Genomic DNA, 24,534 nt, shown 5'->3' on the forward strand with positions numbered 1-24,534 from the left:
TAGCCGCCAACCCGCCGTCGTAGCGGAGCGGGTCAAGGTGGAGCGCCGTTGACGCGCGAAGCGCTCGATGGCGACGACCTTGAGGCGCGCAGCGGAGACGGCCACAATCGGGCGGCGGGAAAGGAGGGAACCCGCACCAACAAGGAACCTCAGCCATAGAGCGACTATCCCCACCAACAATGAACCCCGTCACACGAGACCAGCCCAACCCAACGGAGCAACCCCGAACGCCCTAAGGCAACGGTGCCGGTCCCGAGGCGGTGGCGCGGCTCACCCTGCGGCGGGGGCGAGGGCGCCTATCCTGGGGTGGTCAGCACCGTACACCCACAGGGATTCGATCGATGCACGTACTGCTCACCGGTGGCGCCGGGTACATCGGCTCCCACACCGCCGTCGAACTCCTCCAGGCCGGTCACGAGGTCGTGGTGGCCGACTCGCTCGTCAACAGCCACGAGGAGTCCCTGCGCCGGGTGGAGCGGATCACCGGCCGCAAGGTCGCCTTCCACCAGGTGGACTGCGCTGACCCCGGCGCGATGCGCGAGGTCTTCGAACGGCACGGCATCGACGCGGTCATCCACCTGGCCGGGCTCAAGGCCGTGGGCGAGTCCACCGAGCAGCCGCTGCGCTACTACCGCAACAACCTCGACGCGCTGCTGACCCTGTGCGAGACCATGGACGCCGCCGGGGTACGCGACCTCGTCCTCAGCTCCTCGGCCACCGTCTACGGCGACCCCGAGCGCGTGCCCATCACCGAGGACTCCGGGCTGTCGGCCACCAACCCCTACGGCAGCACCAAGCTGTTCGCCGAGGGGATCCTGGACGACCTGGCCACCGCGGACCAGCGCTGGAGCATCGTCTCCCTGCGCTACTTCAACCCCATCGGCGCCCACCCCAGCGGCCTGATCGGTGAGGATCCCCAGGGCGTTCCCAACAACCTCTTCCCCTACATCGCGCAGGTGGCCGCCGGCCGCCGCGAGCGGCTCAACGTGTTCGGCGACGACTACGAAACCCCGGACGGCACCGGCGTGCGCGACTACCTGCATGTGGTGGACCTCGCCCGCGGCCACCTGGCCGCCGTGGACCACCTCGCCGACGCCTCCGGGCACCGCGTCTACAACCTCGGCACCGGACAGGGCACCTCGGTCCTGGAGAGCCTGCGCGCCTTCGAACGGGCCACCGGCACACCCATCCCGTACGAGGTCGTCGACCGGCGCCCCGGCGACATCGCCGTCTGCTACGCCGACCCGGCCGCCGCCATCCGCGACCTGGACTGGAAGGCCGTGTTGACCGTGGACGACGCCTGCCGGGACGCCTGGCGCTGGCAGTCCGCCAACCCGGGCGGCTTCGCGGGCTGATTCGCGGGCTAACCCGCGTGCGGTTCCGCACGTCCCCCCCAACGCCCCGACTACGGCAACTACCTGCCGCCCACGCCTTAGACTGGACGGACATCCCATTTATCTGCGGAAGGTCCTCCGTCGTGTCCGTTGGTGCTGACAGCACGTTCGACACCGTCCTCGTCGTCGACTTCGGTGCGCAGTACGCGCAGCTGATCGCGCGACGGGTACGGGAATGCCACGTGCACAGCGAGATCGTGCCCTCGACCATGCCCGTCGAGGAGATGCTCGCCAAGAAACCCAAGGCCATCATCCTCTCCGGCGGCCCTTCCTCGGTGTACGCCGAGGGCGCCCCCAGCGTGGGTGCCGAGCTCTTCCAGACCGGGGTCCCGACCTTCGGTATCTGCTACGGCTTCCAGGCCATGACCCGCGCCCTGGGCGGGGTCGTGGACAAGACCGACCTGAGTGAGTTCGGCCGCACCGAGCTGTCGGCCGACATCGACTCCGTCCTGTTCGAGGGGCTGCCCGAGGACCTGAGCGTGTGGATGTCGCACGGCGACTCCGTGGTCCAGGCCCCCGACGGCTTCAAGAGCACCGCCAGCACCGCGGGTGCCCCGGTCGCCGCCTTCGAGGACACCGGCCGCGGCCTGTTCGGCGTGCAGTTCCACCCCGAGGTCATGCACACCGAGCACGGCCAGGACCTGATGCGCCGATTCCTCTACGAGGGCGCCGGGTGCCGCCCGACCTGGACGATGTTCAACATCGTCGAGGAGCAGCTGGAGCGCATCCGCGGGCAGATCGGCGACAAGCGCGTCATCTGCGCGCTGAGCGGCGGTGTCGACTCCGCCGTGGCCGGCGCCCTGGTGCAGCGCGCCGTCGGCGATCAGCTCACCTGTGTGTTCGTCGACCACGGCCTGCTCCGCAAGGGCGAGGCCGAGCAGGTCGAGAAGGACTTCGTCGCGATCACCGGAGCCAAGCTGAAGGTCGTCGACGCCGAGGAGCGCTTCCTGGCCGCGCTGGCCGGGGTCGGAGACCCCGAGGAGAAGCGCAAGATCATCGGCCGCGAGTTCATCCGCGTCTTCGAGCAGGCGGCCCGCGAGGTCGTGGCGGAGAGCGGCGAGGGCGCCGAGGTCGAGTACCTGGTCCAGGGCACCCTGTACCCGGACGTCGTCGAGTCCGGTGGCGGCACCGGCACCGCGAACATCAAGTCGCACCACAACGTGGGCGGGCTGCCCGAGGACCTCCAGTTCACCCTGGTGGAGCCGCTGCGCGAGCTCTTCAAGGACGAGGTGCGCAAGGTCGGCGAGGAGCTGGGCCTGCCGCCCGAGATGGTGTGGCGCCAGCCCTTCCCCGGCCCGGGGCTCGGTATCCGGATCATCGGCTCGGTGAACCGGGAGCGCCTGGAGATCCTGCGCGAGGCCGACGCGATCGCCCGCGAGGAGCTGACCCGCGCGGGCCTGGACCGCGACATCTGGCAGTGCCCGGTCGTCCTGCTCGCCGACGTGCGTTCTGTGGGAGTTCAGGGCGACGGCCGCACCTACGGCCACCCCGTGGTGCTGCGGCCGGTCAGCAGCGAGGACGCGATGACCGCGGACTGGTCGCGCGTTCCGTACGAGGTGCTCGCCCGCATCTCCAACCGGATCACCAACGAGGTACGCGAGATCAACCGCGTGACGCTGGACGTGACCAGCAAGCCCCCGGGCACCATCGAGTGGGAGTAGAGCGAGCGGGGTAGGGCCGCCTCCCAGGGCGGTAGGACCAGCCCGGGGCGGTCACCCCGGCTGCCAACGGCTCCCTCCCGCGAAGCGACGGGTCCCGGCACACGGAAGGTGTGCCGGGGCCCGTTCGTCGCTGGGCCCTCGCGACGGAGTCCTACTCGAGGACCGCGTCGACCTCGACGGGGGTGGGCGGGGCGTCGGCGTCGTGGGTGAGCTCCAGGACGGCGGGGTCCTCGTCGGCGCTGACACCGACGAACACCAGCTCGCCCTTGGCCCGTTCGTTCGGTCCAATGGGTGACCACAGGCTCTCCTGGGACCCCGTGGAGGTGGGCGTGTGGGCCTCGAAGCGCTCGTCGCTGTCGGTGATCAGCTGCTGTTCCCGAGAGCTGAAGTGGATGTTGTCGTCACCCAGGTTCTCCAATTCGATCTCGGCCACGCAGTACAGGCCTCCGGTGATCTCCGACCGGCCCGGGAGGTCCTCGACGCAGCTGACCTTCGTGACGTAGTACAGGGCCGTCTCGTCCTCGGAGAGCGCCATGCCGTCGGTGAGCGCCGACTCGGACGGCTCCATGTCGCCGAGGTTGTCGTCGGGGGCGTCGGCTCCGGACGTCGGGCCGCTGTTCCCGGGAGCTTCCTCGTCGGCGCCGTCACTGCCCAGGCTGAGGGAGTCCGCCACCATGAAGACCATGAGGAGGAGGACGATCAGCAGGCCGAAGCTCGCCAGGGCCACGCCCAAGTAGAGCCCGTTCCGCCGGCCGGGCGCGGTGGGTCGGTGCGGCGGCGGCGGGACCGGCGGCACGTAGGGCTGCGGACCGCGCTGCTGCTGGTCGTTGGGCGCCGCCATCGGGATCGGGCCGGTCTGGGCGGGGTGCTGCACGGGCGGTGGACCGCCCTGCCCGTGCGGCTGCTGTGCGTGCGGGGGCGGCGGCGGAGGCCCAGTGGGGTGTCCGGCTGCGGGGTGTCCGGGAGGCGGCCCCTGCTGGGGCCTGGCGTAATTGCCCGTCTGGTGCGGGGGCGGCGGCATCGGCGGGGCGGCCTGGTAATGCCCGGGGGCCGGGTGCCGCATGCCCGTCATGGTCTGGTGCGCCGGGTGGGGCATTCCGGGGGGCGGTCCGGGCGGCATCGGCGGCAGGTTGGGCCGCCAGGACTGGTGCAGGGCGTGGGACACCATGTCGTTGGGGTTGGTGGTGTCCTCGCCGCCGGCGAGCTCCAGCAGGAGGTCCTGCGCGGTCGGGCGGCGGCCCGGCTCCTTGGCAAGGGTGCGCGCCACGAGGCGGTCCAGCGGGTTGTCGAGGTTGCCGATCTGGGGCTCGGCGAACAGCACGCGCTTGCCCAGGGTCATGGCGTCGCCGTTGCCGAAGGGGTGCGTGCCGTTGCCGGCGAAAGCGACCAGGCAACCCCAGGCGAAGATGTCCGCCGAGGTGGTGACCTGCTCCTCCAGGAGTTGTTCGGGCGCCATCCAACCGGGGCTGCCCATGACGATGCCGGTCTGGGTGTGGTTGGTCGCGGTGTTCATCGCGCGGGCGATACCGAAGTCGATCACCCGGGGCCCGGAGATCGACAGCAGTACGTTGGCCGGTTTGAGGTCGCGGTGGACTAGACCGGTGCGGTGGATGGCGGCGAGCGCGGCGGCCACCCCCAGGGCGAAGCCGTGCAGTGTGGAGGAGTCCAGCGGACCGTTCTCCGCGATGTGCTCGGCCAGGGCCGTGCCCGCGATGTACTCGGTGACCATGTAGGGACGGTTCTCGAACGTCCCGTGGTCGAGCACCTTCGCGGTGCAGAAGGAGGCGACCTTGCGGGCGTTCTCCATCTCGTCGCGGAAGCGCGCCCGGGTCTGCTCGTCGAAGGCGAGCTCCGGGCGGATGACCTTGATGGCTACCTGATTGTTCTTATCCGGAGCACTGCCCAGGTAGACGGTTCCCATCCCGCCACTACCCAGTTTCCCGGACAGCGCGTAGGGGCCGATGGTGGCCGGATCTCCGGCGACCAGCGGTTCCAGGTTCTTCGGGAGCCCATCCGACGGCAAGCGACCCTCCCCGACGGTGTCCAAACTCCGCCTTGCCCCAAGGTAGCGGTGTTTGTGCCCTGATTCCCACTCACGGGCCGGATTGGGCCGTTCTGGGTGCGGGCGGTAATTGACATGACAGTGGTGACGAGTCCGGGATCTCCGGGTCCCGCTCTCCTTGGCGCGGGTGTTGTCGCCGGTGGGAGACGGTGAACACGGAGATCCCCGACCGGGGGTGTGTGTTCACACAAGGTGGGGGTTCCTTTACGATTGGGGACTCGTGACCGTTAATACCACCGTAACCGTGCGGGTCCCCGCGAAGGTGAACCTCCAGTTGGCGGTGGGGCCCAAGCGTGAGGACGGGTTCCACGACCTCGTCAACGTGTTCCACGCCGTCTCACTGTTCGACGAGGTTACCGTCAAGGCGGTGCCTACGCGTCAGCCCAGGGCCCTCACCGCGCTGACCGCCAGTGGCCAACTGGGATCGCACCTGGCCAGAGTGCCCTTGGACGAGAGTAACCTCGCGGCCCGCGCCGCTTCGTTGCTGGCGGAGGAGACGGGCCAGGGCACCCCGGTCGACATTCACCTCGACAAGCACATTCCGGTGGCCGGGGGCATGGCCGGCGGCAGTGCCGACGCGGCGGCGGCCCTGGTGGCCTGTGACCGGCTGTGGGGCTGCGGCCTGCCTCGGGGGCGCCTCCTCGATCTCGCGGCCCGGATTGGCAGCGACGTGGCCTTCGGGCTGGTCGGTGACACCGCGGTCGGAACCGGCCGCGGGGAGTTCCTGGAGCCGATGGCCAGCACCGGGCGTTACCGCTGGGTATTCGCCCTCTCCACACGGGGTCTGTCCACGGCAAGGGTCTTCGGGGAGTACGACCGGATGCGTCCGGACGCCCCCGAGCCGCGCCTGGACGGGGCGTTGGCGAAAGCTCTGGCCACCGGTGATGCCGAGGTGCTGGGCCGTTCCCTGACCAACGACCTCCAGCCCGCGGCGGTCTCCCTGCTGCCCGAACTCGAACGGACACTGGACACGGGCCGGTCGGCCGGGGCGCTGGGCGCCCTGGTGTCCGGTTCCGGCCCCACCTGTGCCTTCCTGGTCGGCGGCGGTGACGAGGCATCGGCTGTGGTCACTGAACGGGAAGCCGAGGTGGTCTCCGCGCTGGAGGCCACGGGGCTGTGCGAGCAGGTGGTCGCGGCGGACGGCGATGTCCCGGGAACCACGATTCTCTAGCCTCGAATGTGTGAGTTAAATCACCTGGGTTGGCGCCGCCGTCGCCCGCCTCTGCGCCCTTGACCTCAAGTTTGGTTAAGGACGAAGACTGGCGGACATGACAGCCGCAGCACTCTCCAGGTACGCCGACCTCCCGGCCCTCATCGGGCTGATGGAGGGGGACGACAAGCACACCGACGCCTCCAACTCCACCCTCGACGTCCTCTGGGTGCTCTACGACCGGATCCTCGAGGTCACGCCGAGCACCGCCGAAGACCCGGCCCGGGACCGGTTCCTGCTCTCCAAGGGACACGGGCCGGGCGCCTACTACGCGATCCTCGCCGCCAAGGGCTTCCTCGACGTGCCCACCCTGCGCGGCTGGACCAGCTTCGACTCACCGCTGGGCCACCACCCCGACCGGGTCCTCGCCCCCGGTGTCGAGATCGGCAGCGGTTCCCTGGGCCACGGAATGCCGCTCGGCCTGGGCACGGCCCTCGGCCTGCGCGCCCAAGGTGTGCGCAGGGCTGACGGCACCGAACCCCGCGTGGTGGTGCTGGTCGGCGACGGCGAACTCGACGAGGGCAGCAACCACGAGGCCATCGCTGCCGCGGCCCGCTTGGGCGCCGACAACCTCACCGTCGTGGTCATCGACAACTCCTCCGCCAGCCACGGCTGGCCGGGCGGGATCGGCAGCCGCTTCGAGGTCGAGGGGTGGGAGAGCCGTGAGGTCCAAGGCCGCAGCCACAACGCACTCCACGAGGCGTTCGCCCCACCCAGCACCGGACGGCCCCTGGCCGTCGTCGCCCGCGTCCGCAACGGAAGCTAGAGGAGCCAGGCCATGCGTGAGACCTTCATCGCCACCGCCGAACGGGCGCTGGACCAGGACCCCCGAACCGCCGTCGTCCTCGCGGACATCTCAGCGGAGCGGTTCCGCCGAGCGTCCATCGCCCACCCGAACCGCGTCATCAACCTGGGCATCCGCGAACAGGCCATGATCGACGTGGCCGGGGGCCTGGCGCTCACCGGCATGCGCCCGATCGTGCACAGCTACGCACCGTTCCTGGTCGAGCGCCCCTTCGAGCAGATCAAGATCGGGCTCACCCACCAGGACGTCGGCGCGGTCCTGGTGAGCATCGGCGGCTCATACGACGCCTCGAACGCGGGCCGCACCCACCAGTCACCCGGTGACGTGGCCCTCCTCGACTCCCTGCCCGGCTGGACCGTACACGTGCCCGGTCACCCCGACGAGGTCCGCGACGTGTTGGAACGGGCGATCCCCGGTGACGACCGCGTGTACGTGCGCCTGTCCGGCGACACCAACCGCGCGCCCCTGCCGGCCGGTCCCCGCCTCAACGTCCTGCGCACCGGCTCGCCCCGCTCGGCCGGAGTGGTGCTGGCGGTCGGCCCGATGCTGGACCGGGTCCTGGAGGCCACCGCCGACCTCGACGTCACCGTCGCCCACACCGCCACCGTGCGGCCCTTCGACCGCGAGGGCCTGAGCAAGCTGACCGCGGCCGCGGGCAACGCCGACGTGCTCCTCGTGGAGCCCTACCTACGGGGCACCTCCGCCCACGAGGTGTCCGAGGCCCTGTCCGACCGCCGCCACCGCCAGCTCTCCCTGGGCGTGGCACGCGACAGCGAGTTGCGTGCCTACGGAACCCCGGCCGAGCACGCCAGCGCCCACGGTCTGGACACCGAGGGAATCGCCAAAGCCGCCAGGGACTTCTTCTTGGTATAGGCCTTCCGTGGGAGGGCCTCCCTCACTCGGACCCGCCCGGGGCCTTGCGTGGTGCGGCCCCGGGCGTTCCCCCGCCGCAGGAACCTCCCAGCATCGCGCGGTTCGTGCACCTCTGCCGGGACCGCACAATGGAAGACGATGTCGAATCTGGTCAACCTTCAGGACGTGTCCCTGGCCTACGGGCCGCTCGTACTCCTCGACAAGGTCTCCCTTGGCGTGGACGGGGGCGAACGCATCGGTGTGGTGGGCCGCAACGGCGGCGGCAAGTCCACCATGCTCTCCGTGCTCTCCGGCTTCACCGAACCCGACTCCGGCCGGGTCGTGCACAACCGGGGCCTGCGGGTCGGCTTCCTGCACCAGCGCGACGACTTCCCCGACAGCACCGTCGGCGAGTTCGTGCTGGGCGACCGGGCCGAGCACGAGTGGGCCGGTGACGCGCGCATCCGCGACATCCTGCGCGGGCTCCTCAGCGGCTGGGACCTGGACCTGCCGATGTCCGGCCTTTCCGGGGGTGAGCGCCGCCGCTCCGGCCTGGCGCGCCTGCTCGTCGGCGACCACGACCTCATCGCCTTGGACGAGCCCACCAACCACCTCGACATCGAGGGCATCGCCTGGCTCGCCGAACACCTGCGAGGCCGTCCCGAGGCGCTCGTGGTCGTCACACACGACCGCTGGTTCCTGGACGCCGTGACCACACGCACCTGGGAGGTCGGGCGCGGCACCGTCGAGCGCTACGAGGGCGGGTACGCGGCCTACGTGCTGGCCAAAGCCGAGCGGGACCGCCAGGCCGCAGCCGCCGAGGACCGCCGCCAGAACCTCATGCGCAAGGAGCTGGCCTGGCTGCGCCGGGGAGCCCCCGCGCGCACCTCCAAACCCAAGTTCCGCATCGAGGCGGCCAACCAGCTCATCGCGGACGAGCCGCCCGCCCGGGACACAGTGGAACTGGTCCGCTTCGCGAGTTCGCGCCTGGGCAAGACCGTCATCGACCTCAAGAACGTGTCGTACTCCGTGCCCGACCGCACACTGCTGGACCGCCTCACCTGGCAGCTGGGCCCAGGCGACCGGGTCGGTCTGGTGGGGATCAACGGCGCGGGCAAGTCCACCCTGCTGAAGATCCTCGCCGAGGAGCGCGAGCCCGACGAGGGCACCGTGCGTACCGGGCGGACCGTGAAGCTGGCGCACCTGTCGCAGAACGTCACCGAGCTCGACCCCAAGGCCCGCCCGCTCCAGACCGTCATGGACGTGCGCGAGCACATCACCATCGGCAAGCGGGACTACACCGCGAGCCAGATGCTGGAGAAGTTCGGCTTCCGGGGCGAACGGCAGTGGACGCCCAACGCCGACCTGTCCGGCGGGGAGAAGCGCCGCCTGCAGCTGCTGTGCCTGCTCATGGACGAACCCAACGTCCTGCTGCTGGACGAGCCCACCAACGACCTCGACATCGAGACCCTCACCGAGCTGGAGGACCTCCTCGACGGCTGGCCCGGCTCCCTCGTGCTCGTCAGCCACGACCGGTACTTCCTGGAGCGGATCACCGACCGCGTGCTCGCACTCATGGGCGACGGTTCGCTGGCGTTCCTGCCCGGCGGAGTCGAGGAGTACCTGGAGCGCCGTGCTGCCGGCGCCGGAGAAGCCACCGTGCCGCTTGGCGCCTCCGAGACGGCCACCGGCGACGCCCCTGCCGCCGCGCCCGCCGTTTCCCAGGCGGAGCGGCGCGCCGCCCAGAAGGAGATGCAGCGGGTCGAGCGCCGGATGGACAAGATCGCCAAGCGTGAGGCCCAGCTCCACGAGCAGATGGCCGCGGCGGCCGAGGACTACACCAAGCTCGCCGAACTCGACGCCGAGGCCAAGACCCTGGCCGCCGAGAAGGACGAGCTGGAGATGGCCTGGCTGGAGCAGGCCGAGCTGATCGGCGACTGAACCGCTACCAGCGGCGGGTGCGGGTGATGAGGCCGACGACGAGCATGGCGGCTCCGGTGGCGGCGCAGCCCGGACTCGCCCCGCGGTGAACGCGTGCCCTTCCCCGTGCGTAAACACCCCTGACCGCCGCCCGGTGCGTGTCGGACCGGGCGCCCTTAGGTTGGTGAGGACTTTCCCGAACGCAGGAGGAGAACGCGATGGCCGCCCTGGACGAGATCCCGGTGACGTTGATCGACGGACGCGAGACCACCTTCGGCGAGTGGGCCCGAAAGACGCGGCTCGTGGTGAACGTCGCCTCCCGCTGTGGGCTCACCCCGCAGTACGGGGCGCTGGAGGAGCTCCAGAAGCGCTACTCCGACCAGGGGTTCACGGTGCTGGGCTTCCCCAGCAACCAGTTCCTCCAGGAGTTCGGCGGTGACGGCAAGATCGCCGAGTACTGCTCGATGACCTGGGGCGTGACCTTCCCGATGATGAGCAAGGTGAAGGTCAACGGCCGCGGCCAGCACCCGCTCTACAAGGAGCTGACCGAGACCGAGGACGCGGACGGCAAGGCCGGGAAGGTTAAGTGGAACTTCGAGAAGTTCCTCGTCCTGCCCGACAACACCGTCCACCGCTTCCGCCCGAGCACGGTCCCGGATGCTCCGGAGATCGTCGAGCGCATCGAGCGGTCCCTCCCCGGGCAGGCCGAGTAGGCGAAGCCCCCACCCAGCCGCCCCGCCGACCGAGGCCGTTTCAGAGACCTGCGGCGGCCCGCCCGCCTCAGACCTGGGTGTTCTCGGCGAACACGACGAGGTTGTCCTCGTAGCTGCCCTCCTCGGGGTCGAAGGCGCCCGTGCAGGTCACCAGGCGCAGGACGTCGCCCCCGGAGCCGCTGAACACCTCGAAGGTCGGGAACTCGTCGTAGGGGTGGACCTGGACGTCCACCACCTCGTACGTGTGCGTCCCGCCCTCGGCGTCGTCCACCTCGACCGTGTCCCCGTCGGCGAGTTCGTCGATCCGGGCGAAGACCGCCGGACCGTCGTTGGAGTCCACGTGCCCCAGCAGGACCGTCGGCCGCCCCTCGCCAGTGCGGCCGCCCTCCTCGTACCAGGAGGCCAGATCGAAGTCCTCCGGTACCTCAGCGGTCCCGTCCTGCCGCACACCCGTGTGCAGCAGATCCGACTCCACGTCCAGTGACGGGATCCGGACGCCGACCGGTTCGGGTCCCCGGGGTACCGGGGAGGGCTCCTGGTCCGGCGGCGACAGGTTGTGCGAAGTGTGGTCGTGGCCGCCGTCGTCGCCCTCTCCGTGACCGGACCCGTGCTCCTCGTGCGCGTGCCCGTGGCCCTGGCCGCCCCCGGCGTGGTCCGCGTGTCCCGCGCATCCGCCGAGGAACAGGGCCGAGGCCGCCAGAGAGGCGGTCAGGGCGCGCGGAGCCGTCCCGCGACCCAGCAGGGGACCGGAACGCCCGGGGGCGGGCCGTTCAGGAACGCGCATGGCGACGCAGCAGAGCGAAGGACGCCACCGCCGCCAGGAGCACACCCGCCCCGGTGGCCGCGGCCGCCCCGCCGATCCCGGCGCTGTCCGGGGCGAGGCCGCCCGCGCCGGTGTCCACCCCGCCGTGCGGCACCTGGGTCAGCTGACCGCGGACCGCACCCATCGGGTACTCCTCGGTGTGCGTGTCCCCGTAGAACTGGTCCGGGTCGTCCTCGATCTGGGAGAGCGTGAAGCCCTCGCCGGTGTCCACCCCGTCGTCGTCATCCAGCCCGGTCGTGAACGGTCCCTCCTGGCAGCCGGAGCTGCGCAGCATGCCGTCGTCGTCCTCCTCGGGGTCGGGGAAGGACAGCCGGGGCGGGCCCTGCACGCCCTCGGGGCTTTCGTGGATGTGCGTCGCGGTGTCCGCGGGGCTCTCGTAGGGCGGGGTCACCCCGTCGAGCTCGATGTCCCAGCAGACGATCTCCTCGTCGCTGTTGACCATCACGTCGAAGGTCCCCGTGGCGCCCTCCTCGCCGGGCTCGGAGTTTCCGTCCTCGTCGACGACCGTGTCCGGCGTCGCCTGCGCGGTGAACATGCTGGTGAACTCGCTGGGCTCGGACACCTCGTCGTCGGCCTGCGCGACGCCCAGGTTGAGGCCGACGAGGGCCCCGGCGGCGACGGTCGCGACCGCAGTACCCGCGATGATCCTGAATCTGCTGTTCATGGCTTTCCCCTGACGTTCCCGCCCTTGGGCGGCGCGGTCTTTGGGGGTGTATACGAACGGCGGTGCCGATGTGTTCACCATCACACCAGAAGGATGCGGGCGGGTGGAGCCGCGGTGGGGCCCGCCGACATCGGCGGACCCCTCGGTCCGTTCTGCTGCCCGGTCCTGCGTCCCGGTCGCCTGGGCCGCTAGCGGACTTGGCTCTCGAAGACCTCGGCGATCTCCTGGGCCCCGGCCAGGTTGGTGTGGATGTCCGGGCCCTGCGCGACGTTGCACATCCAGGTCAGGTCGCAGATCCGCTGCAGGTTCACCGGCATGTCCGTGTCGCTGTTCTCCGGAACGTCGGTGTTGGCGCCCTCGAAGACGGTGTCCACGTCGGCCACGTCGATCCCGGCAGCCTCGTAGGAGTCGGTCAGGGAGTCGTTCACCTCGCCGAGGATCTCGACGGTGCGGTCGGCCAGCTCCTCGTCGCCGTCTTCCGTGGACACGGCCCCGTCGTCTTCCTCGGTGCCCTCCGCGTCCTCGTCGCCTTCCGCTTCCTCCTCGTCCAGGAGGGCCAAGGCCAGGAACGGGTTGTAGTAGGTCATCGCGACGACCTGGGTGTCCGAACCGGCGGCCTCGGTCAGCCGGTCGGCGATCTCGGGGACCTCCGTCTCCAAGCGCTCCTGGCCGTCGGCCACACAGTCCTCGTCGACGCCGACGTCCTCGATGTCCAGCTCGATGTCGGGGTCGCGGTCCTCGTCGATGCCCTCGACGCAGTTGGTGAAGTTGTTCCCGCCGATGGTGACGGTAACGAGGCCGACCTGGTCGCCGTGCTCGTTCAGGAACTCCTCGGCCTGGTCGAGCTGCGAACCCTCTTCGTAGAGGGTGTCGCAGTGCGGGAGGCCGCCTCCGATGAAGGTCGTGGTGTCCTCGCCGCCGCAGCCCATGCGCTCGTGCTGGAGCGTGGAGTCCTCGTCCTTCAGGGAGCGGTAGAGGACGTCTGTGTACCCTTCCGAGGTCTCCTCGGCCTGGCCCTCTTCGTCGGGCTGTACGCCCACGGTCAGGGAATCGCCCAGGGACAGGTAGAAGTTCTGTGCGGTGTTCGCTTCGTCGTCGCCCCCACCGGAGCAGCCCGCGACCACCACGGCCGCGGTGACCGCGGCCATCCACCGGATTCTCAAAGTGCTCTCCAACCAAGACCCGTACTGGAAATGATGCGCGCCCAGAAAGGCGGGTCTCCCGGTGAGCAGACGGATACCGCCGAGTAACTACCCTTGCGGACCGGTGGGCGTCCTGTCGAGGGGGGCCAGGAGGCATCTCAGTAACGATGCCAGCTGCTCGCGCTCGGCAGCCGGCATGGGCGCGAGGAGGGTCTCCTCGTAGCTGAGGAGGGAGGCCAGGGCGGCGTCGATCCGCTCCGCGCCCTGGTCGGTCAGCCGGACCAGGACACCGCGCTTGTCGGCGGGGTCGGGCCTGCGGCGGACGAGTTGCGCGGCGGCCAGGCGATCCACCCGGTTGGTCATGGTCCCGGAGGTCACCAGGGTGGCTCTCAGTAGGCGGCCGGGGCTCAGCTCGTACGGAGGGCCGGAGCGCCGAAGTTCGGCCAGGACGTCGAACTCCCAGGGCTCCAACTCGTGCTCGGTGAAGACGGTGCGCCGGGCACGGTCCAGGTGGCGGGCAAGCCGGGACACCCGGCTGAACACCTCAAGGGGTGTCACGTCCACGTCCGGCCGTTCGGAGCTCCACGCCTCGATCAGCCCATCCACCTCATCGCGCATGGCACCAGCATATCTCTTGACATCAAGATAGTGGGGCGGGTATGCGCTTCACACCCGCCCCACCGGTGACCATGGACGATGTCCCCTCCTGTGAGTAGCCCCACAGGAAAGGGTCGTCAGTCCGAACGCCGTCGGCGCGTGTCCAGCTTCGGCTTCGCCTCCAGGGACGAGAGCCCGTTCCAGGCCAGGTTGACCAGGTGCGCCGCGACCACCTCGCGCTTGGGCTTGCGCACCTCCAGCCACCACTGGCCGGTCAACGCCCACATACCCACCAGGGCCTGCGCGTACATGGGGGCGAGCGCCGGGTCGTAACCCCGTTCGGCGAACTCGTCGGCCATGATGTGCTCGACCTGGCTGGCGATGTCGTTGATGAGGCTGGCGAAACTTCCGGTGCCGGAGGCGACGTGCGAGTCACGGGTCAGCACCCGGAACCCGACACTGTCCTCCTCGACGTAGCGCAGCAGGGCCAGAGCTGCCTTCTCGATCTTGCTCCGGGCGTGTTCGGCGGTCAGGGCCTCGCCCATCATGCCCAGGAGCGTGCGCATCTCCCGGTCCACGACGACGGCGTAGATGCCTTCCTTGCCGCCGAAGTGCTCGTAGACCACGGGCTTGGACACGCCGGCCCGCGCGGCGATCTCCTCGACGGAGGTCGCGTCGAACCCCCGCTCGGCGAACAGCTCCCGGCCGATCTCCAACAGCTGTTGCCGACGCTCCTTGCCCGTCATGCGCTTGCGGCGCACGCGGGTCCTCTGCTCGCTGTCGGCTGCTCCCATGATGGTTACCGATCCTAGACCTTGACCCGCTTGGCTGCGAGCCGTTCACTCTTGGGCCAGCGGACCTTGGTGGCCCAGCCGAACTTCTCGAACATCCAGATGACCCGTGCGGAGATGTCGATCTGGCCCTTGAGGACACCGTGGCGGGCGCAGGTCGGGTCGGCGTGGTGCAGGTTGTGCCAGGACTCGCCGAAGGACGGGATGGCCAGCCACCACACGTTGCGGGAGCGGTCGCGGACCTCGAAGTTCTCCTCGCCGATGGTGTGGCAGATGGAGTTGATGGACCAGGTCACGTGGTGCAGCAGCGCGACGCGGACCAGGCTCGCCCAGAAGAACGCGGTGACCGCGCCCCACAGGGACATGGTGACCAGGCCGCCGATGACGGCGGGGGCGAACAGGGAGAAGAGCACGATCGGCAGGAAGAGCCGGTCGATGAGGACGACGTCCTTGTCCTTGAGCAGGTCCGGGGTGAACCGGCGGGGCGAGGTCTTCTTGTCGTCCAGGTACATCCACGCCATGTGCGCGTAGTACAGGCCTTTGGCCACGGACTTCCAGTCGTCGCCGAAGCGCCACGGGGAATGGGGGTCGCCCTCGGCGTCGGCGTACTTGTGGTGGCGGCGGTGGTCGGCCACCCACTTGATGACACTTCCCTCGATCGCCATGGAGCCCGCGATCGCCAGCGCGATCCGGAGCGGGCGCTTGGCCTTGAAAGAGCCGTGGGTGAAGTGCCGGTGGAAGCCGACGGTGATGCCCAGGCCGCTGATCAGGTAGAAGACCGACGCGATGGCGATATCCGTCACGCTCAGGCCCCAGCCCCAGAAGAAGGGGACGGACGCGGCCAGCGCGATCAGCGGGATGAACACGAACGCGAAGACGGTGTAGCGCTCGGCCTTGCCCCTCAGCTCGGGCTCGTACTCGGGGATCGCTTCGCGCTTCGGCGCGCCAGTAGCGGTCGCAGTGCCGTCGGTCGGCACCTCGGGGGCAGCGGTCATGTTCTTCCACACCTCGTCATGGGGAGCTTCTACGCCGGTCAGGGCGGCTTCAGAGGGGTGTGGGCACCCGTCGAGACGGCCTAACCTATTCCTACGTAACCGTAACCTACGTACCCGTAGGTTTGGCAAGTCCTCCGTCAAAGGCGCTATGTTGGTGGCGAACGCACGGGCCGCACGGCCCGGCGCGTTCCCGGATGATGTAATCGGCAGCATGCGGGGTTTTGGTCCCCGTCGTCCAGGTTCGAGCCCTGGTCCGGGAGCAACCCCCGCCGCTACGGGCTTTTTGCGCATGCGGCGCCAGGGTGGGGGAGGGAAGCGGCGGCGTCACACGGCCGATGGGCGCCCGTGACACGCATGTATCCTTCCCATGTCGGCCGCTGGTCATCCGACGGCCGCCCGCGCGGCATGCGGGTCGCGCCGCCGCAGGGTGAGCCGACTGTTCATATGCCAGCTATCTCGAGGGGTCTCCTCCAGTGAGCGTGAACCGTCCGGCTGCCGTGATCATTCTCGCGGCGGGTGAGGGCACCCGGATGAAATCCAAACTTCCCAAGGTCCTTCACGAACTCAACGGCCGCAGCATGCTCGGCCATGTGCTCTACGCATCCCGTGAACTCGACCCCCTGAACTCGGTCGTGGTCGTCGGCCACGCCCGCGACCAGGTGCGGTCCCATCTGGAAGAAGTCGCCCCTGAGGCGACCACAGCCGTTCAGGAGGAACAGAACGGCACCGGTCACGCCGTGCGCATGGCGGTGGAGGACCTCGCCGCCAAGGGCGTCGAGCTGTCCGGAACCGTCGTCCTCACCTGCGGCGACACACCCCTGTTGCGGGGCGGGACACTCGCCTCGCTCGTCGCGGAGCACGAGAAGGCGGGCAACGCGGTCACCGTGCTGTCCGCCCGGGTGCCCGACCCCCACGGCTACGGGCGCATCGTCCGCGACGCCGACGGAGGCTTCACCGAGATCGTCGAACACGCCGACGCGACCCTCGAACAGCACCGCGTCGACGAGATCAACTCCGGTATGTACGCCTTCGACGGGGCGCTCCTGAGCCAGGTCGTCCAGCGCCTGTCCACCGACAACGCGAAAGGTGAGGAGTACATCACCGACGCCGTCGGCCTGCTGCGCGGCGACGGCCACCGCGTTGACGCGTGGAGCGCCGAGGACTGGAACGAGGTCCAGGGCGTCAACAATCGCGTGCAGCTCTCCGAGGCTCGCCGGGTGCTCAACGACCGGCTCCTCATCGAACACATGCTCTCCGGTGTCACGATCGTCGACCCCGCGACGACCTGGGTGGACGCCCAGGTCAGCATCGGCGCGGACACCGTGGTCCACCCCAACAGCCGCCTCTACGGCACCACCCGGATCGGCGAGGACGCGGTGGTCGGCCCCGGCGCCGACCTGCGCGACACCGTCGTCGGTGACGGCGCCGAGATCCGCGAGACCACCGCGGACCGGGCCGAGATCGGCGACGGGGCCTCCGTGGGCCCCTACACCTACCTTCGGCCGGGCACAGACCTGGCCGGGCGGACCAAGGCCGGAGCCTTCGTCGAGGTCAAGAACTCGAACGTCGGCACCGGGTCCAAGATCCCGCATCTGACCTACGTCGGTGACGCGGACATCGGTGTGGGCAGCAACATCGGCTGCTCCTCGGTGTTCGTGAACTACGACGGGGTCAACAAGTCCCGGAGCACGATCGGCGACCACGTGCGCATCGGCAGCGACAACACGATCGTCGCCCCCGTGCACGTCGCCGACGGCGCCTACTCCGGGGCCGGGACCGTGGTCCGTGACGACGTCCCACCGGGTGCCCTGGCGGTCTCCGAAGGGAACCGGCAGCGTAACGTCGAGGGCTGGACGCAGCGCAAGCGTCCGGGAACTCCGTCCGCGGAGGCGGCGGAGCAGGCGGAGCGGCGCAGAGCCGACGACGCGAACTAGTAGTGACTGTGGGGGAGAAGAACGTGACCGGCATGAAGGCCACCGGCCAGAAACAACTGATGCTGTTCTCGGGGCGTACGCACCCGGCGCTGGCCGAAGAGGTCGCGAAGGAGCTGGGGATCGAGGTGGTTCCCACCCGGTTCGACACCTTCGCCAACGGCGAGATCTTCATGCGGTACCTGGAGTCGGTGCGCGGCAGTGACGCGTTCGTCATCCAGAGCCACGCCGACCCGGTCAACGAGTCGATCATGGAGCAGCTGATCATGGTGGACGCGCTCAAGCGCGCCTCCGCCAAGCGGATCACCGTGGTCATGCCGATCCTGGGCTACGCGCGCCAGGACAAGAAGCACCGGGGCCGTGAGCCCATCTCCTCGCGTCTGGTGACCGACCTGTTCCGGACCGCCGGCGCGGACCGGATGATGGCGGTGGACCTGCACACGGACCAGATCCAGGGCTTCTTCGACGGCCCGGTGGACCACCTGTTCGCGCTGCCGATCCTGGCCGACCACGTCGCCAACCAGGTCGACCACTCGGAGATCACCGTGGTCTCCCCGGACGCCGGGCGGGTGCGCACCGCCGACCGCTGGGCCGACCGCCTCGGTGCCCCGCTGGCGATCATCCACAAGCGCCGCGACCCGGACATCGCCAACCAGGTGAAGGTCCACGAGGTCGTCGGTCAGGTCGAGGGCCGCACCTGTGTGCTGGTCGACGACATGATCGACACCGGCGGCACCATCGTGAAGGCCTCGGAAGCGCTCTTCGAGCAGGGCGCGAACAAGGTCATCGTGGCCGCCACGCACGGTGTGCTGTCGGGCCCCGCGGCAGAGCGCCTGCAGAACTCGCGCATCTCCGAGGTGGTCATCACCAACACGCTGCCCGTCCCGGAGGAGCGTTCCTTCGGGAAGCTCACGCAGCTCTCTATCGCCCCGCTGGTCGCCCGCGCGGTCCGCGAGGTCTTTACCGACGGCTCGGTCACGAGCCTGTTCGACTAGGGCGCGGCAGCTGCCGGGCTTCTGAGGCTCTCAGAACATCCCAGACGCCGTACCCGCCCACCGGTGGGACCGGGCCAGGTCCCACCGGTGGGCCATGTACGGAGTCGTCCCCAGAACCAGTAGACTTGACCGAGTGTCCCCGTGTCCGGACGGATTCCCGTTGTGTCTCCGTCCGGAATCAACGCGGGCAGGGGTGCGCGACGAGCGTTCCCGGGCCGGACGGGTCCGGTGGCGGCTCGCCGGGCACGCCTGGAACCAGGGCGGTCGAGTCCCCAGCCAGCTGGGTGACCCCGCCGCTTTCCCCGCCTAGGGCGGGATTCGTTCGTACTACTGGAGTCGTGTTCCCCGTGCTGCGGGGTTGAACCCGAGGAGTTTTGTCGTGTCCGAGGTACGTATCGCTGCCGAGCCCCGCACGGAATTCGGCAAGGGCGCCTCCCGTCGCGCCCGCCGCGCGGGTAAGGTGCCGGCCGTCCTCTACGGCCACGGCACCGAGCCCCGCCACCTGAACCTGCCGCGCCACGACCTCATGCTCGCCCTGAAGACCCCGAACGTCCTGATCCGTCTCGGCGGTCTGGACAAGGACAACCTCGCCCTGCCGAAGAGCGTGCAGCGCGACGCCATCAAGGGCTTCCTGGAGCACGTCGACCTGCTCGTCGTCTCCAAGGGCGAGAAGGTCGAGGTCGAGATCCCGGTCACCCTGACCGGTGAGGTCAAGGCTCCCGGCGTGCTCAACCAGGAGCTCGTCGCCGTGTCCGTGGAGACTGAGGCCACCCACATCCCCGAAGGTGTCGAGTTCGACATCGACGGGCTGGAGGTCGGTGCGACCCCGACCGCTGCCGAACTGAAGCTGCCCGCGGGCGTCACCATGGTCACCGACCCCGAGTCGGTCCTGCTCACCGTCGCCGCCCCGCGCGTCGAGGAGGAGCCGGAGACCAGCGAGGAAGCCGCTGAGTCGGCTGAGGAGGCCGCCGCCGAGTAAGGCGGTGCTCGCACCACAAGCTGCACGACCGGACGCGCGGTCCCCTGAGACGGGGCCGCGCGTCCGGCGTTTCGGGACCCCTTGGGCACGCGGTTTCCGGTGATGGCCCGGGGTCGGTAGTGTCGTGCGGCATGTGGGCTTGGTTGAGCAGGTTGGGCATCAGGAAGAACGAGGGCGACGAGGACATGGCTGAGGCTGAGCGCTGGCTGGTCGTGGGGTTGGGCAACCCGGGCCCCAAGTACGCGGGGAACCGGCACAACGCCGGGTTCATGGTGGTGGACGCCATCGCCGCGGAAAAGGGTGAGCGGTGGAAGGTCCACAAGGCGCACGCCGAGGTCGTGGAGACGCGGATCGACGGTGTGGCCGCGGTGCTGGTCAAGCCGCGCACGTTCATGAACCTGTCCGGGGGACCGGTCGCCGGGCTGGCGCGGTTCTACAAGGTCCCCATGGAGCGGATCATCGTCGTGCACGACGAGTTGGACATCGACTTCGGGGCCCTCAAGCTCAAGAAGGGCGGTGGCTCGGGCGGCCACAACGGCCTGAAGTCGACCACCGCTTCCCTGTCCGGTCCCGACTACCTGCGGGTTCGCTTCGGTGTCGGTCGGCCTCCGGGCCGGATGGACGCCGCCGCCTACGTGCTGCGCGACTTCTCCTCGACCGAACGCGCCGAGTTGGACCTGAACGTCGAACGCGCCGCCGACGCGGTCCGCACCGTCCTCACCGACGGACTGGGCAAGGCCCAGAACATCTTCCACACCGCGGCCTGACCGCCCTGGGGCGGGAACCGGCCCGAAGTGGGTCCTTGGTCTGAGCCGGGCCCGGGCGGGGCGGTGATCTGGGAGCTGCCCCGCCCGGGGGTTCCGGTTTCTAGGACGCGGCCAGGAGGGTGTCCCGGAGCGCGTCGTAGGCGGGCTTGGTCGTGTAGTCGTCCCACATGATGGTCGCCGCGCCCTCACCCTCGAAGGTGTTCGGGACCCAGGAGTACATGTCCGGGAAGCCCCAGGCCGTGAACGACTGGCAGCTGCTGACGTTCAGGCAGGCCTCCAGGGCCTGGGCGTAGTAGTCGGCCTGCTGCTCCAACTGCTCCTCGGTGGGCTCACCGCCGTCCGGCAGCTCCATCCGCACGTCCACCTCGGTGAGGGCCGTGCCCAGGCCGAGGTCCTCGAAGCGCTCGAGGTTCTCCTGCAGGGAGTCCGGGAAACCGTACTGCAGGCTCAGGTGGGTCTGGGCGGAGAAGCCGTCCAGCGGGACCTCATCGGCCAGAAGCTGCTGGGCGAGCTCGTAGTATGCGTCGCTCTTGGGGTCGATCGCCTCGACGCTGTAGTCGTTGAGGTAGAGCTCCGCTGACGGGTCGGCCTCGCGCGCCCAGTGGAACGCCTCCCCGATGATCTCCTCCCCGAGCTCGCGGATCCAGATGTTGTCCTCGGTGCGCAGGTTCCCGTCGTCGTCGAAGATCTCGTTGGCGACGTCCCACTGCTGGATCTGGCCCTCGTACCTGCCGACCACGGTCTCGATGTGGTCCTGGAGGATCGCGCGCAGCTCCTCCTCGGAGAAGTCCCCGTCCTCCAGCCAGTCTGGGTTCTGGCTGTGCCACAGAAGGGTGTGGCCGCGCACGTCCTGGCCGTTCTCCGCGGCGAACCCCATGATGGCGTCGGCGTCGTCGAACGCGTACTCGTCCTGGCTGGGACGCAGGTGGTCCCACTTCATCTGGTTCTCGGCGGAGAGCGAGCTGAACTCCTCGCCCAGGAGGTCGCGGTACTGCTGGTCGCCGGTGAAGGGGTCGGGGTAGTCCTCGTCCTCGTGGTGACCGCCGCCGGCGACGGCACTGCCGATGACGAAGCCGCTGGGCGCGGCGTCGCGCAGCGTTCCGTCCTGGGCTTCGGCGACGGTCTCGACCGCCGCCGGCTCGGATCCGGACAAGTAGGGGATGGCGGCGAGGGGGACCGCCAGTACGGCGGCAGTGAACACTGCGGTGGAGAGTCGTACGGGTTTCACAGCGGGGGCTCCAGACTCTGGCGTTCGCATAAGTTCCGGAAAATTCCGTAACTTGTTGGAAATGGACAGTAAGTTCTGGAGGGGAGGCCGTCAAGACCTGTTCCACGGGTCAATTAGCGGCCCCGGAGTGGGGCGAGGTCCCCCGTGTGGTCGGGGCGTGGGCTCGGGAAGGGCCGGAAAGCTCGTACTCTGGGTGAGTACAAAGGAGGTTCAGTGGGCGCCACCCCCTCACGAGACGTCACCATCTCCGTCATCGCGGCGGAGGCGGGCGTGTCAGCGCCGACGGTCTCCCGTGTCCTCAACGGCCGGGGCGATGTCGCACCGGCCACCAGGGAGCGGATCGAGACGTTGCTGCGCACGCACGGCTACCGCCGCCGCGGTTCCCGGCTGAAGGAACGGGTCGGCCTGCTCGATCTGGTCTTCAACGACCTGGACAGTCCGTGGGCGGTGGAGATCATCAGGGGCGTCGAGAACGCCGCCCACCTGTCGGGCGCGGGAGTGGTCGTCTCCGCCATACACCGCGAGGCCAGTTCGGCCCTCCAGTGGTTGGACAATGTGCGCGCCCGGGTCAGCGACGGCGCGATCCTGGTGACCACCGGCCTGGAGCCGGCGCTCAACGAGGAACTGCGCAGCCTGGACGTGCCCGCCGTCGTCATCGACCCAGTGGGGATCCCCGACCTCACCACGCCGACCATCGGCGCCACCAATTGGGCGGGCGGGCTCAGCGCCACCGAACACCTGATCCACCTCGGGCACCGGCGGATCGCCTTCGTCGAGGGACGACCGGAACTGTGGTGTAGTCGCGCGAGGCTCGACGGCTACCGGGCAGGGCTGGAGACGGCCGGTCTGACCGTCGACCCCGACCTGATCGCCCCGGCCGAGTTCACCTACGAGTCGGGTTTCCGCGCGGGTGAGCGCCTCTTCGACCGCGACGAGCGGCCCACCGCGGTGTTCGTCTCCAGCGACCAGATGGCCCTCGGCGTGTACGAGGCGCTCAGGCAGCGCGGTCTGCGTGTACCCGAGGACGTCAGCGTGGTGGGCTTCGACGACCTGCCCGAGGCGCGCTGGTCCTCTCCGCCGCTCACCACCGTGCGCCAGCCCTTGGCCGACATGGGCAGGCTCGCGGTGCGTACGGTGCAGCGCCTGGTGCAGAACGAGACCATCGAGAGCTCTCGGGTGGAGCTGGCCACCGGCCTGATCGTCCGGCACAGCACCGGCAGGGTCCCGGAGCCGGAGACCGGCTGAACCCTTGGCGCGCGACGAGCGGGACCCCACCCGAGAGGCGGGACCCCGCTGACGTGTCCTGAACCGGGGCCTGTACGTGCCGACACCGCAGTACGGTGCCCCTCGCTAGCCGGTGCGCACCAGTTCGGCGAGCAGGTCGAGCTGGCGGGGGTCGGCCAGGGCCGAGCCGACAGCGACGGTCCTGGCTCCGGCGGCCAGGTAGTCCGCGGCGTTGCGGGCGTCGATCCCTCCGGTGGCAACCAGGCTCACCTGGGGGAACGGGCCCGGCATCGCGGAGAACCACTTCGTGCCCAGCGCGGTCGCCGGGAACGCCTTCATCCACGTGGCCCCGGCGCGGAGCGCGTCCTGGATCTCTCCCGGGGTGGCCACCCCCGGCAGGTGCGGCATCCCGGCCTCCTCGGAGGCCGCTAGAACCCCGGCGTCGAACCCGGGGGCGACGGTGAAGGACGCACCGGCACGGGCCACCTCCGCGACCTGTTCGGTGTCGATGACCGTCCCGGCTCCGATGGTCCGCCTTCGCTCCGCTGCGGCAGCCACGGCCGCGCGAAGCGAGGGCAGGGCGTCGGGTGTCTGCACGGGCACCTCGACCAGTTCGATGCCCAGGTCCCACGCCCGGGTGGCCAGCTCCACCGTCTCGCTCTCAGGGAGACCTCTGAGGATCGCCATCACCCGCTGGTCGGCGAAGAAGCCTGCTGCCGTACGGGGTGTGTGCTCCATCAGTGCCTCCCTGAGGTGTGCTGGACGGGGCTGTCGGGGTCGGCCACGGTCAGCTCCCGCCATGCGGTCTCGTCGGCCGCGACCATGCGCTCGCATTCCTCCGAGGAGGGAAAGGTGGTCAGGTCCCGTACGCTTTGCAGTGTCACCGCAGCCATGATGTGGCCCAGCCGCAGCCGGTCCCGGACGGGTCGTCCGTCGAGCAGACCCGACAGGAATCCGGCGGCGAAGGCGTCGCCCGCGCCCACGGCCTCCCTGACGTCCACCCTCAACGCCGGGACGAATACGCCTCCGTCCGCAGAGAAGCAGGTGGCGCCGTTGGCGGCGTCCTTCACGACCAGGCAGGGCACGCCGGGGAACAGTTCCCGCACCTGGTCGGGCGTGCTGACTCCCCACAGGGTCTCAGCCTCGTCCAGCCCCACCAGGACCACGTCGCAGGCCCGTGCCAGGGGCAGCAGCGCCCGGGCGGCGGGCTCCGCGGCCCACAGAGCCGGACGGTAATTGACGTCGAAGACCACAGTGGGACCGCCCGGCGCCCGGCCGATCGTGAGTCGCTCGATAAGTCCGGCGCACTCCTGGGAGAGTGCCGGGGTGATGCCGGACAGGAGCAGCAGGCGCGCACCGTCCATGGACTCGGACCCGGCGAGCTCCGGGCGCATGGCCGAGGCTGCCGACCCCGACCGGTAGTAATGCACCGCGGTCCCCTCCGGGGCGGGGTCCTTGAAGTACAGACCGGTGGGCCGGTCGGGGTCGGTACTGGTTCGGCTGACGTCCACCCCGTGGCCGGACAGCGTCTCGGTGATGATGCGGCCGAACGGGTCGTCCCCGACCCTGCTCAGCCAGGCGGCTCGGTGGCCGCGCTGGGCCAGACCGCATGCCACGTTCGATTCGGCACCCCCTACCTCCATGGACAGCACCGGCCGTTCGACGAGTGAGGCGCCGGACTCCGCGGTGAGGAGCACCATGGTCTCCCCTATGCAGAGGGCGTCGAGCCCGCCGTATGCGGGGCTGTTGCGGGGCGCGGTCGCGCGCGACATCGTCTGGAT

22 protein-coding genes are annotated in these 24,534 nt (G+C 69.7%); 12 read left to right on the forward strand and 10 right to left on the reverse strand.

Going from position 1 to position 24,534, the window contains the following annotated elements; translation table 11 throughout:
- Nucleotides 1-341: 341 nt before the first annotated feature.
- Together galE and guaA are read left to right on the forward strand one after the other, a co-directional pair.
- Nucleotides 342-1,355 (forward strand): UDP-glucose 4-epimerase GalE, encoded by a 1,014-nt coding sequence (gene galE / locus ACYVD1_RS19640; RefSeq protein ID WP_460774787.1) that lies wholly within the window; start codon nt 342-344, stop codon nt 1,353-1,355.
- A gap of 122 nt (nt 1,356-1,477) precedes the next feature.
- A complete protein-coding gene (gene guaA / locus ACYVD1_RS19645; protein WP_460774791.1) occupies nt 1,478-3,055 on the forward strand; it encodes a glutamine-hydrolyzing GMP synthase in 1,578 nt (525 codons plus the stop codon).
- 151 nt (nt 3,056-3,206) lie between these two features.
- Here the strand turns inward: guaA and ACYVD1_RS19650 are convergent, their stop codons facing one another.
- Entirely contained in the window at nt 3,207-5,078 is a 1,872-nt protein-coding gene (locus ACYVD1_RS19650) for a serine/threonine-protein kinase (protein WP_460774794.1), read from the reverse strand.
- Nucleotides 5,079-5,337: 259 nt separating this feature from the next.
- Between ACYVD1_RS19650 and ACYVD1_RS19655 the strand changes: the two genes are divergently transcribed.
- From ACYVD1_RS19655 to ACYVD1_RS19675, 5 genes are all read left to right on the forward strand, one after another.
- Entirely contained in the window at nt 5,338-6,288 is a 951-nt protein-coding gene (locus ACYVD1_RS19655; RefSeq protein WP_460774797.1) for a 4-(cytidine 5'-diphospho)-2-C-methyl-D-erythritol kinase, read from the forward strand.
- A 97-nt stretch (nt 6,289-6,385) separates the two neighbouring features.
- The gene (locus ACYVD1_RS19660; protein WP_460774799.1) at nt 6,386-7,093 is read left to right on the forward strand and encodes a thiamine pyrophosphate-dependent enzyme; all 708 of its coding nucleotides are present in this window, start codon (nt 6,386-6,388) and stop codon (nt 7,091-7,093) included.
- Between the two features lie 12 nt (nt 7,094-7,105).
- Nucleotides 7,106-8,005: a transketolase family protein gene (locus ACYVD1_RS19665; RefSeq protein WP_460774802.1), complete on the forward strand. Its 900-nt coding sequence runs from the start codon at nt 7,106-7,108 to the stop codon at nt 8,003-8,005.
- Between the two features lie 138 nt (nt 8,006-8,143).
- Nucleotides 8,144-9,925, forward strand: a complete 1,782-nt coding sequence (locus ACYVD1_RS19670; protein ID WP_460774804.1) for an ABC-F family ATP-binding cassette domain-containing protein — start codon at nt 8,144-8,146, stop codon at nt 9,923-9,925.
- A 197-nt stretch (nt 9,926-10,122) separates the two neighbouring features.
- Complete coding sequence (locus ACYVD1_RS19675) at nt 10,123-10,617, forward strand: glutathione peroxidase (RefSeq protein ID WP_460774808.1); 495 nt, start codon at nt 10,123-10,125, stop codon at nt 10,615-10,617.
- Between the two features lie 67 nt (nt 10,618-10,684).
- Here the strand turns inward: ACYVD1_RS19675 and ACYVD1_RS19680 are convergent, their stop codons facing one another.
- The 6 genes from ACYVD1_RS19680 to ACYVD1_RS19705 all read right to left on the reverse strand — a co-directional run bounded on the left by ACYVD1_RS19680 (nt 10,685) and on the right by ACYVD1_RS19705 (nt 15,629).
- Complete coding sequence (locus ACYVD1_RS19680) at nt 10,685-11,401, reverse strand: class F sortase (protein ID WP_460774811.1); 717 nt, start codon at nt 11,399-11,401, stop codon at nt 10,685-10,687.
- Nucleotides 11,388-12,104: a CHRD domain-containing protein gene (locus tag ACYVD1_RS19685; protein WP_460774813.1), complete on the reverse strand. Its 717-nt coding sequence runs from the start codon at nt 12,102-12,104 to the stop codon at nt 11,388-11,390. Before ACYVD1_RS19685 ends, ACYVD1_RS19680 begins: the two co-directional genes overlap by 14 nt.
- Before the next feature lie 188 nt (nt 12,105-12,292).
- Entirely contained in the window at nt 12,293-13,252 is a 960-nt protein-coding gene (locus ACYVD1_RS19690) for a GDSL-type esterase/lipase family protein (protein WP_460774816.1), read from the reverse strand.
- 102 nt (nt 13,253-13,354) lie between these two features.
- A complete protein-coding gene (locus tag ACYVD1_RS19695; protein ID WP_460774819.1) occupies nt 13,355-13,864 on the reverse strand; it encodes a MarR family winged helix-turn-helix transcriptional regulator in 510 nt (169 codons plus the stop codon).
- Between the two features lie 116 nt (nt 13,865-13,980).
- Nucleotides 13,981-14,637 carry a TetR family transcriptional regulator gene (locus tag ACYVD1_RS19700; protein WP_460763231.1) on the reverse strand — a complete coding sequence of 219 codons (657 nt, stop codon included), beginning with the start codon at nt 14,635-14,637 and terminating at the stop codon, nt 13,981-13,983.
- A gap of 14 nt (nt 14,638-14,651) precedes the next feature.
- On the reverse strand, nt 14,652-15,629 hold the full coding sequence (locus tag ACYVD1_RS19705) for an acyl-CoA desaturase (protein WP_460774822.1): 978 nt from the start codon (nt 15,627-15,629) through the stop codon (nt 14,652-14,654).
- Between the two features lie 473 nt (nt 15,630-16,102).
- Here ACYVD1_RS19705 and glmU point away from each other — a divergent pair, with 473 nt between their 5' ends.
- From glmU to pth, 4 genes are all read left to right on the forward strand, one after another.
- Entirely contained in the window at nt 16,103-17,563 is a 1,461-nt protein-coding gene (gene glmU, locus ACYVD1_RS19710; RefSeq protein WP_460774825.1) for a bifunctional UDP-N-acetylglucosamine diphosphorylase/glucosamine-1-phosphate N-acetyltransferase GlmU, read from the forward strand.
- 23 nt (nt 17,564-17,586) lie between these two features.
- Complete coding sequence (locus tag ACYVD1_RS19715) at nt 17,587-18,555, forward strand: ribose-phosphate diphosphokinase (protein WP_460746626.1); 969 nt, start codon at nt 17,587-17,589, stop codon at nt 18,553-18,555.
- A 379-nt stretch (nt 18,556-18,934) separates the two neighbouring features.
- Complete coding sequence (locus tag ACYVD1_RS19720) at nt 18,935-19,534, forward strand: 50S ribosomal protein L25/general stress protein Ctc (RefSeq protein ID WP_460774827.1); 600 nt, start codon at nt 18,935-18,937, stop codon at nt 19,532-19,534.
- A gap of 131 nt (nt 19,535-19,665) precedes the next feature.
- Nucleotides 19,666-20,301, forward strand: coding sequence for an aminoacyl-tRNA hydrolase (gene pth / locus ACYVD1_RS19725; RefSeq protein ID WP_460774829.1), 636 nt, complete (start codon nt 19,666-19,668; stop codon nt 20,299-20,301).
- 100 nt (nt 20,302-20,401) lie between these two features.
- Here the strand turns inward: pth and ACYVD1_RS19730 are convergent, their stop codons facing one another.
- Entirely contained in the window at nt 20,402-21,529 is a 1,128-nt protein-coding gene (locus tag ACYVD1_RS19730) for an endo-1,4-beta-xylanase (RefSeq protein ID WP_460774831.1), read from the reverse strand.
- A 213-nt stretch (nt 21,530-21,742) separates the two neighbouring features.
- Here ACYVD1_RS19730 and ACYVD1_RS19735 point away from each other — a divergent pair, with 213 nt between their 5' ends.
- Entirely contained in the window at nt 21,743-22,774 is a 1,032-nt protein-coding gene (locus ACYVD1_RS19735) for a LacI family DNA-binding transcriptional regulator (RefSeq protein ID WP_460774835.1), read from the forward strand.
- Nucleotides 22,775-22,879: 105 nt separating this feature from the next.
- Here the strand turns inward: ACYVD1_RS19735 and ACYVD1_RS19740 are convergent, their stop codons facing one another.
- Nucleotides 22,880-23,491 carry a bifunctional 4-hydroxy-2-oxoglutarate aldolase/2-dehydro-3-deoxy-phosphogluconate aldolase gene (locus ACYVD1_RS19740; RefSeq protein ID WP_460774837.1) on the reverse strand — a complete coding sequence of 204 codons (612 nt, stop codon included), beginning with the start codon at nt 23,489-23,491 and terminating at the stop codon, nt 22,880-22,882.
- A complete protein-coding gene (locus tag ACYVD1_RS19745; RefSeq protein WP_460774840.1) occupies nt 23,491-24,525 on the reverse strand; it encodes a sugar kinase in 1,035 nt (344 codons plus the stop codon). The genes ACYVD1_RS19740 and ACYVD1_RS19745 overlap by 1 nt, the downstream gene beginning before the upstream one ends.
- Nucleotides 24,526-24,534 lie beyond the last annotated feature (9 nt).

The organism is Nocardiopsis nanhaiensis, from assembly GCF_054778635.1.

Bases quoted from the DNA above. Each gene is read 5' to 3' on its own strand.
- galE (WP_460774787.1), top strand. From the start codon at position 342: ATGCACGTACTGCTCACCGGTGGCGCCGGGTACATCGGCTCCCACACC.
- ACYVD1_RS19660 (WP_460774799.1), top strand. From the start codon at position 6,386: ATGACAGCCGCAGCACTCTCCAGGTACGCCGACCTCCCGGCCCTCATC.
- ACYVD1_RS19665 (WP_460774802.1), top strand. From the start codon at position 7,106: ATGCGTGAGACCTTCATCGCCACCGCCGAACGGGCGCTGGACCAGGAC.
- ACYVD1_RS19670 (WP_460774804.1), top strand. From the start codon at position 8,144: ATGTCGAATCTGGTCAACCTTCAGGACGTGTCCCTGGCCTACGGGCCG.
- ACYVD1_RS19675 (WP_460774808.1), top strand. From the start codon at position 10,123: ATGGCCGCCCTGGACGAGATCCCGGTGACGTTGATCGACGGACGCGAG.
- ACYVD1_RS19680 (WP_460774811.1), bottom strand. From the start codon at position 11,401: ATGCGCGTTCCTGAACGGCCCGCCCCCGGGCGTTCCGGTCCCCTGCTG.
- ACYVD1_RS19685 (WP_460774813.1), bottom strand. From the start codon at position 12,104: ATGAACAGCAGATTCAGGATCATCGCGGGTACTGCGGTCGCGACCGTC.
- ACYVD1_RS19690 (WP_460774816.1), bottom strand. From the start codon at position 13,252: ATGGCCGCGGTCACCGCGGCCGTGGTGGTCGCGGGCTGCTCCGGTGGG.
- ACYVD1_RS19695 (WP_460774819.1), bottom strand. From the start codon at position 13,864: ATGCGCGATGAGGTGGATGGGCTGATCGAGGCGTGGAGCTCCGAACGG.
- ACYVD1_RS19700 (WP_460763231.1), bottom strand. From the start codon at position 14,637: ATGGGAGCAGCCGACAGCGAGCAGAGGACCCGCGTGCGCCGCAAGCGC.
- ACYVD1_RS19705 (WP_460774822.1), bottom strand. From the start codon at position 15,629: ATGACCGCTGCCCCCGAGGTGCCGACCGACGGCACTGCGACCGCTACT.
- pth (WP_460774829.1), top strand. From the start codon at position 19,666: ATGTGGGCTTGGTTGAGCAGGTTGGGCATCAGGAAGAACGAGGGCGAC.
- ACYVD1_RS19740 (WP_460774837.1), bottom strand. From the start codon at position 23,491: ATGGAGCACACACCCCGTACGGCAGCAGGCTTCTTCGCCGACCAGCGG.
- ACYVD1_RS19745 (WP_460774840.1), bottom strand. From the start codon at position 24,525: ATGTCGCGCGCGACCGCGCCCCGCAACAGCCCCGCATACGGCGGGCTC.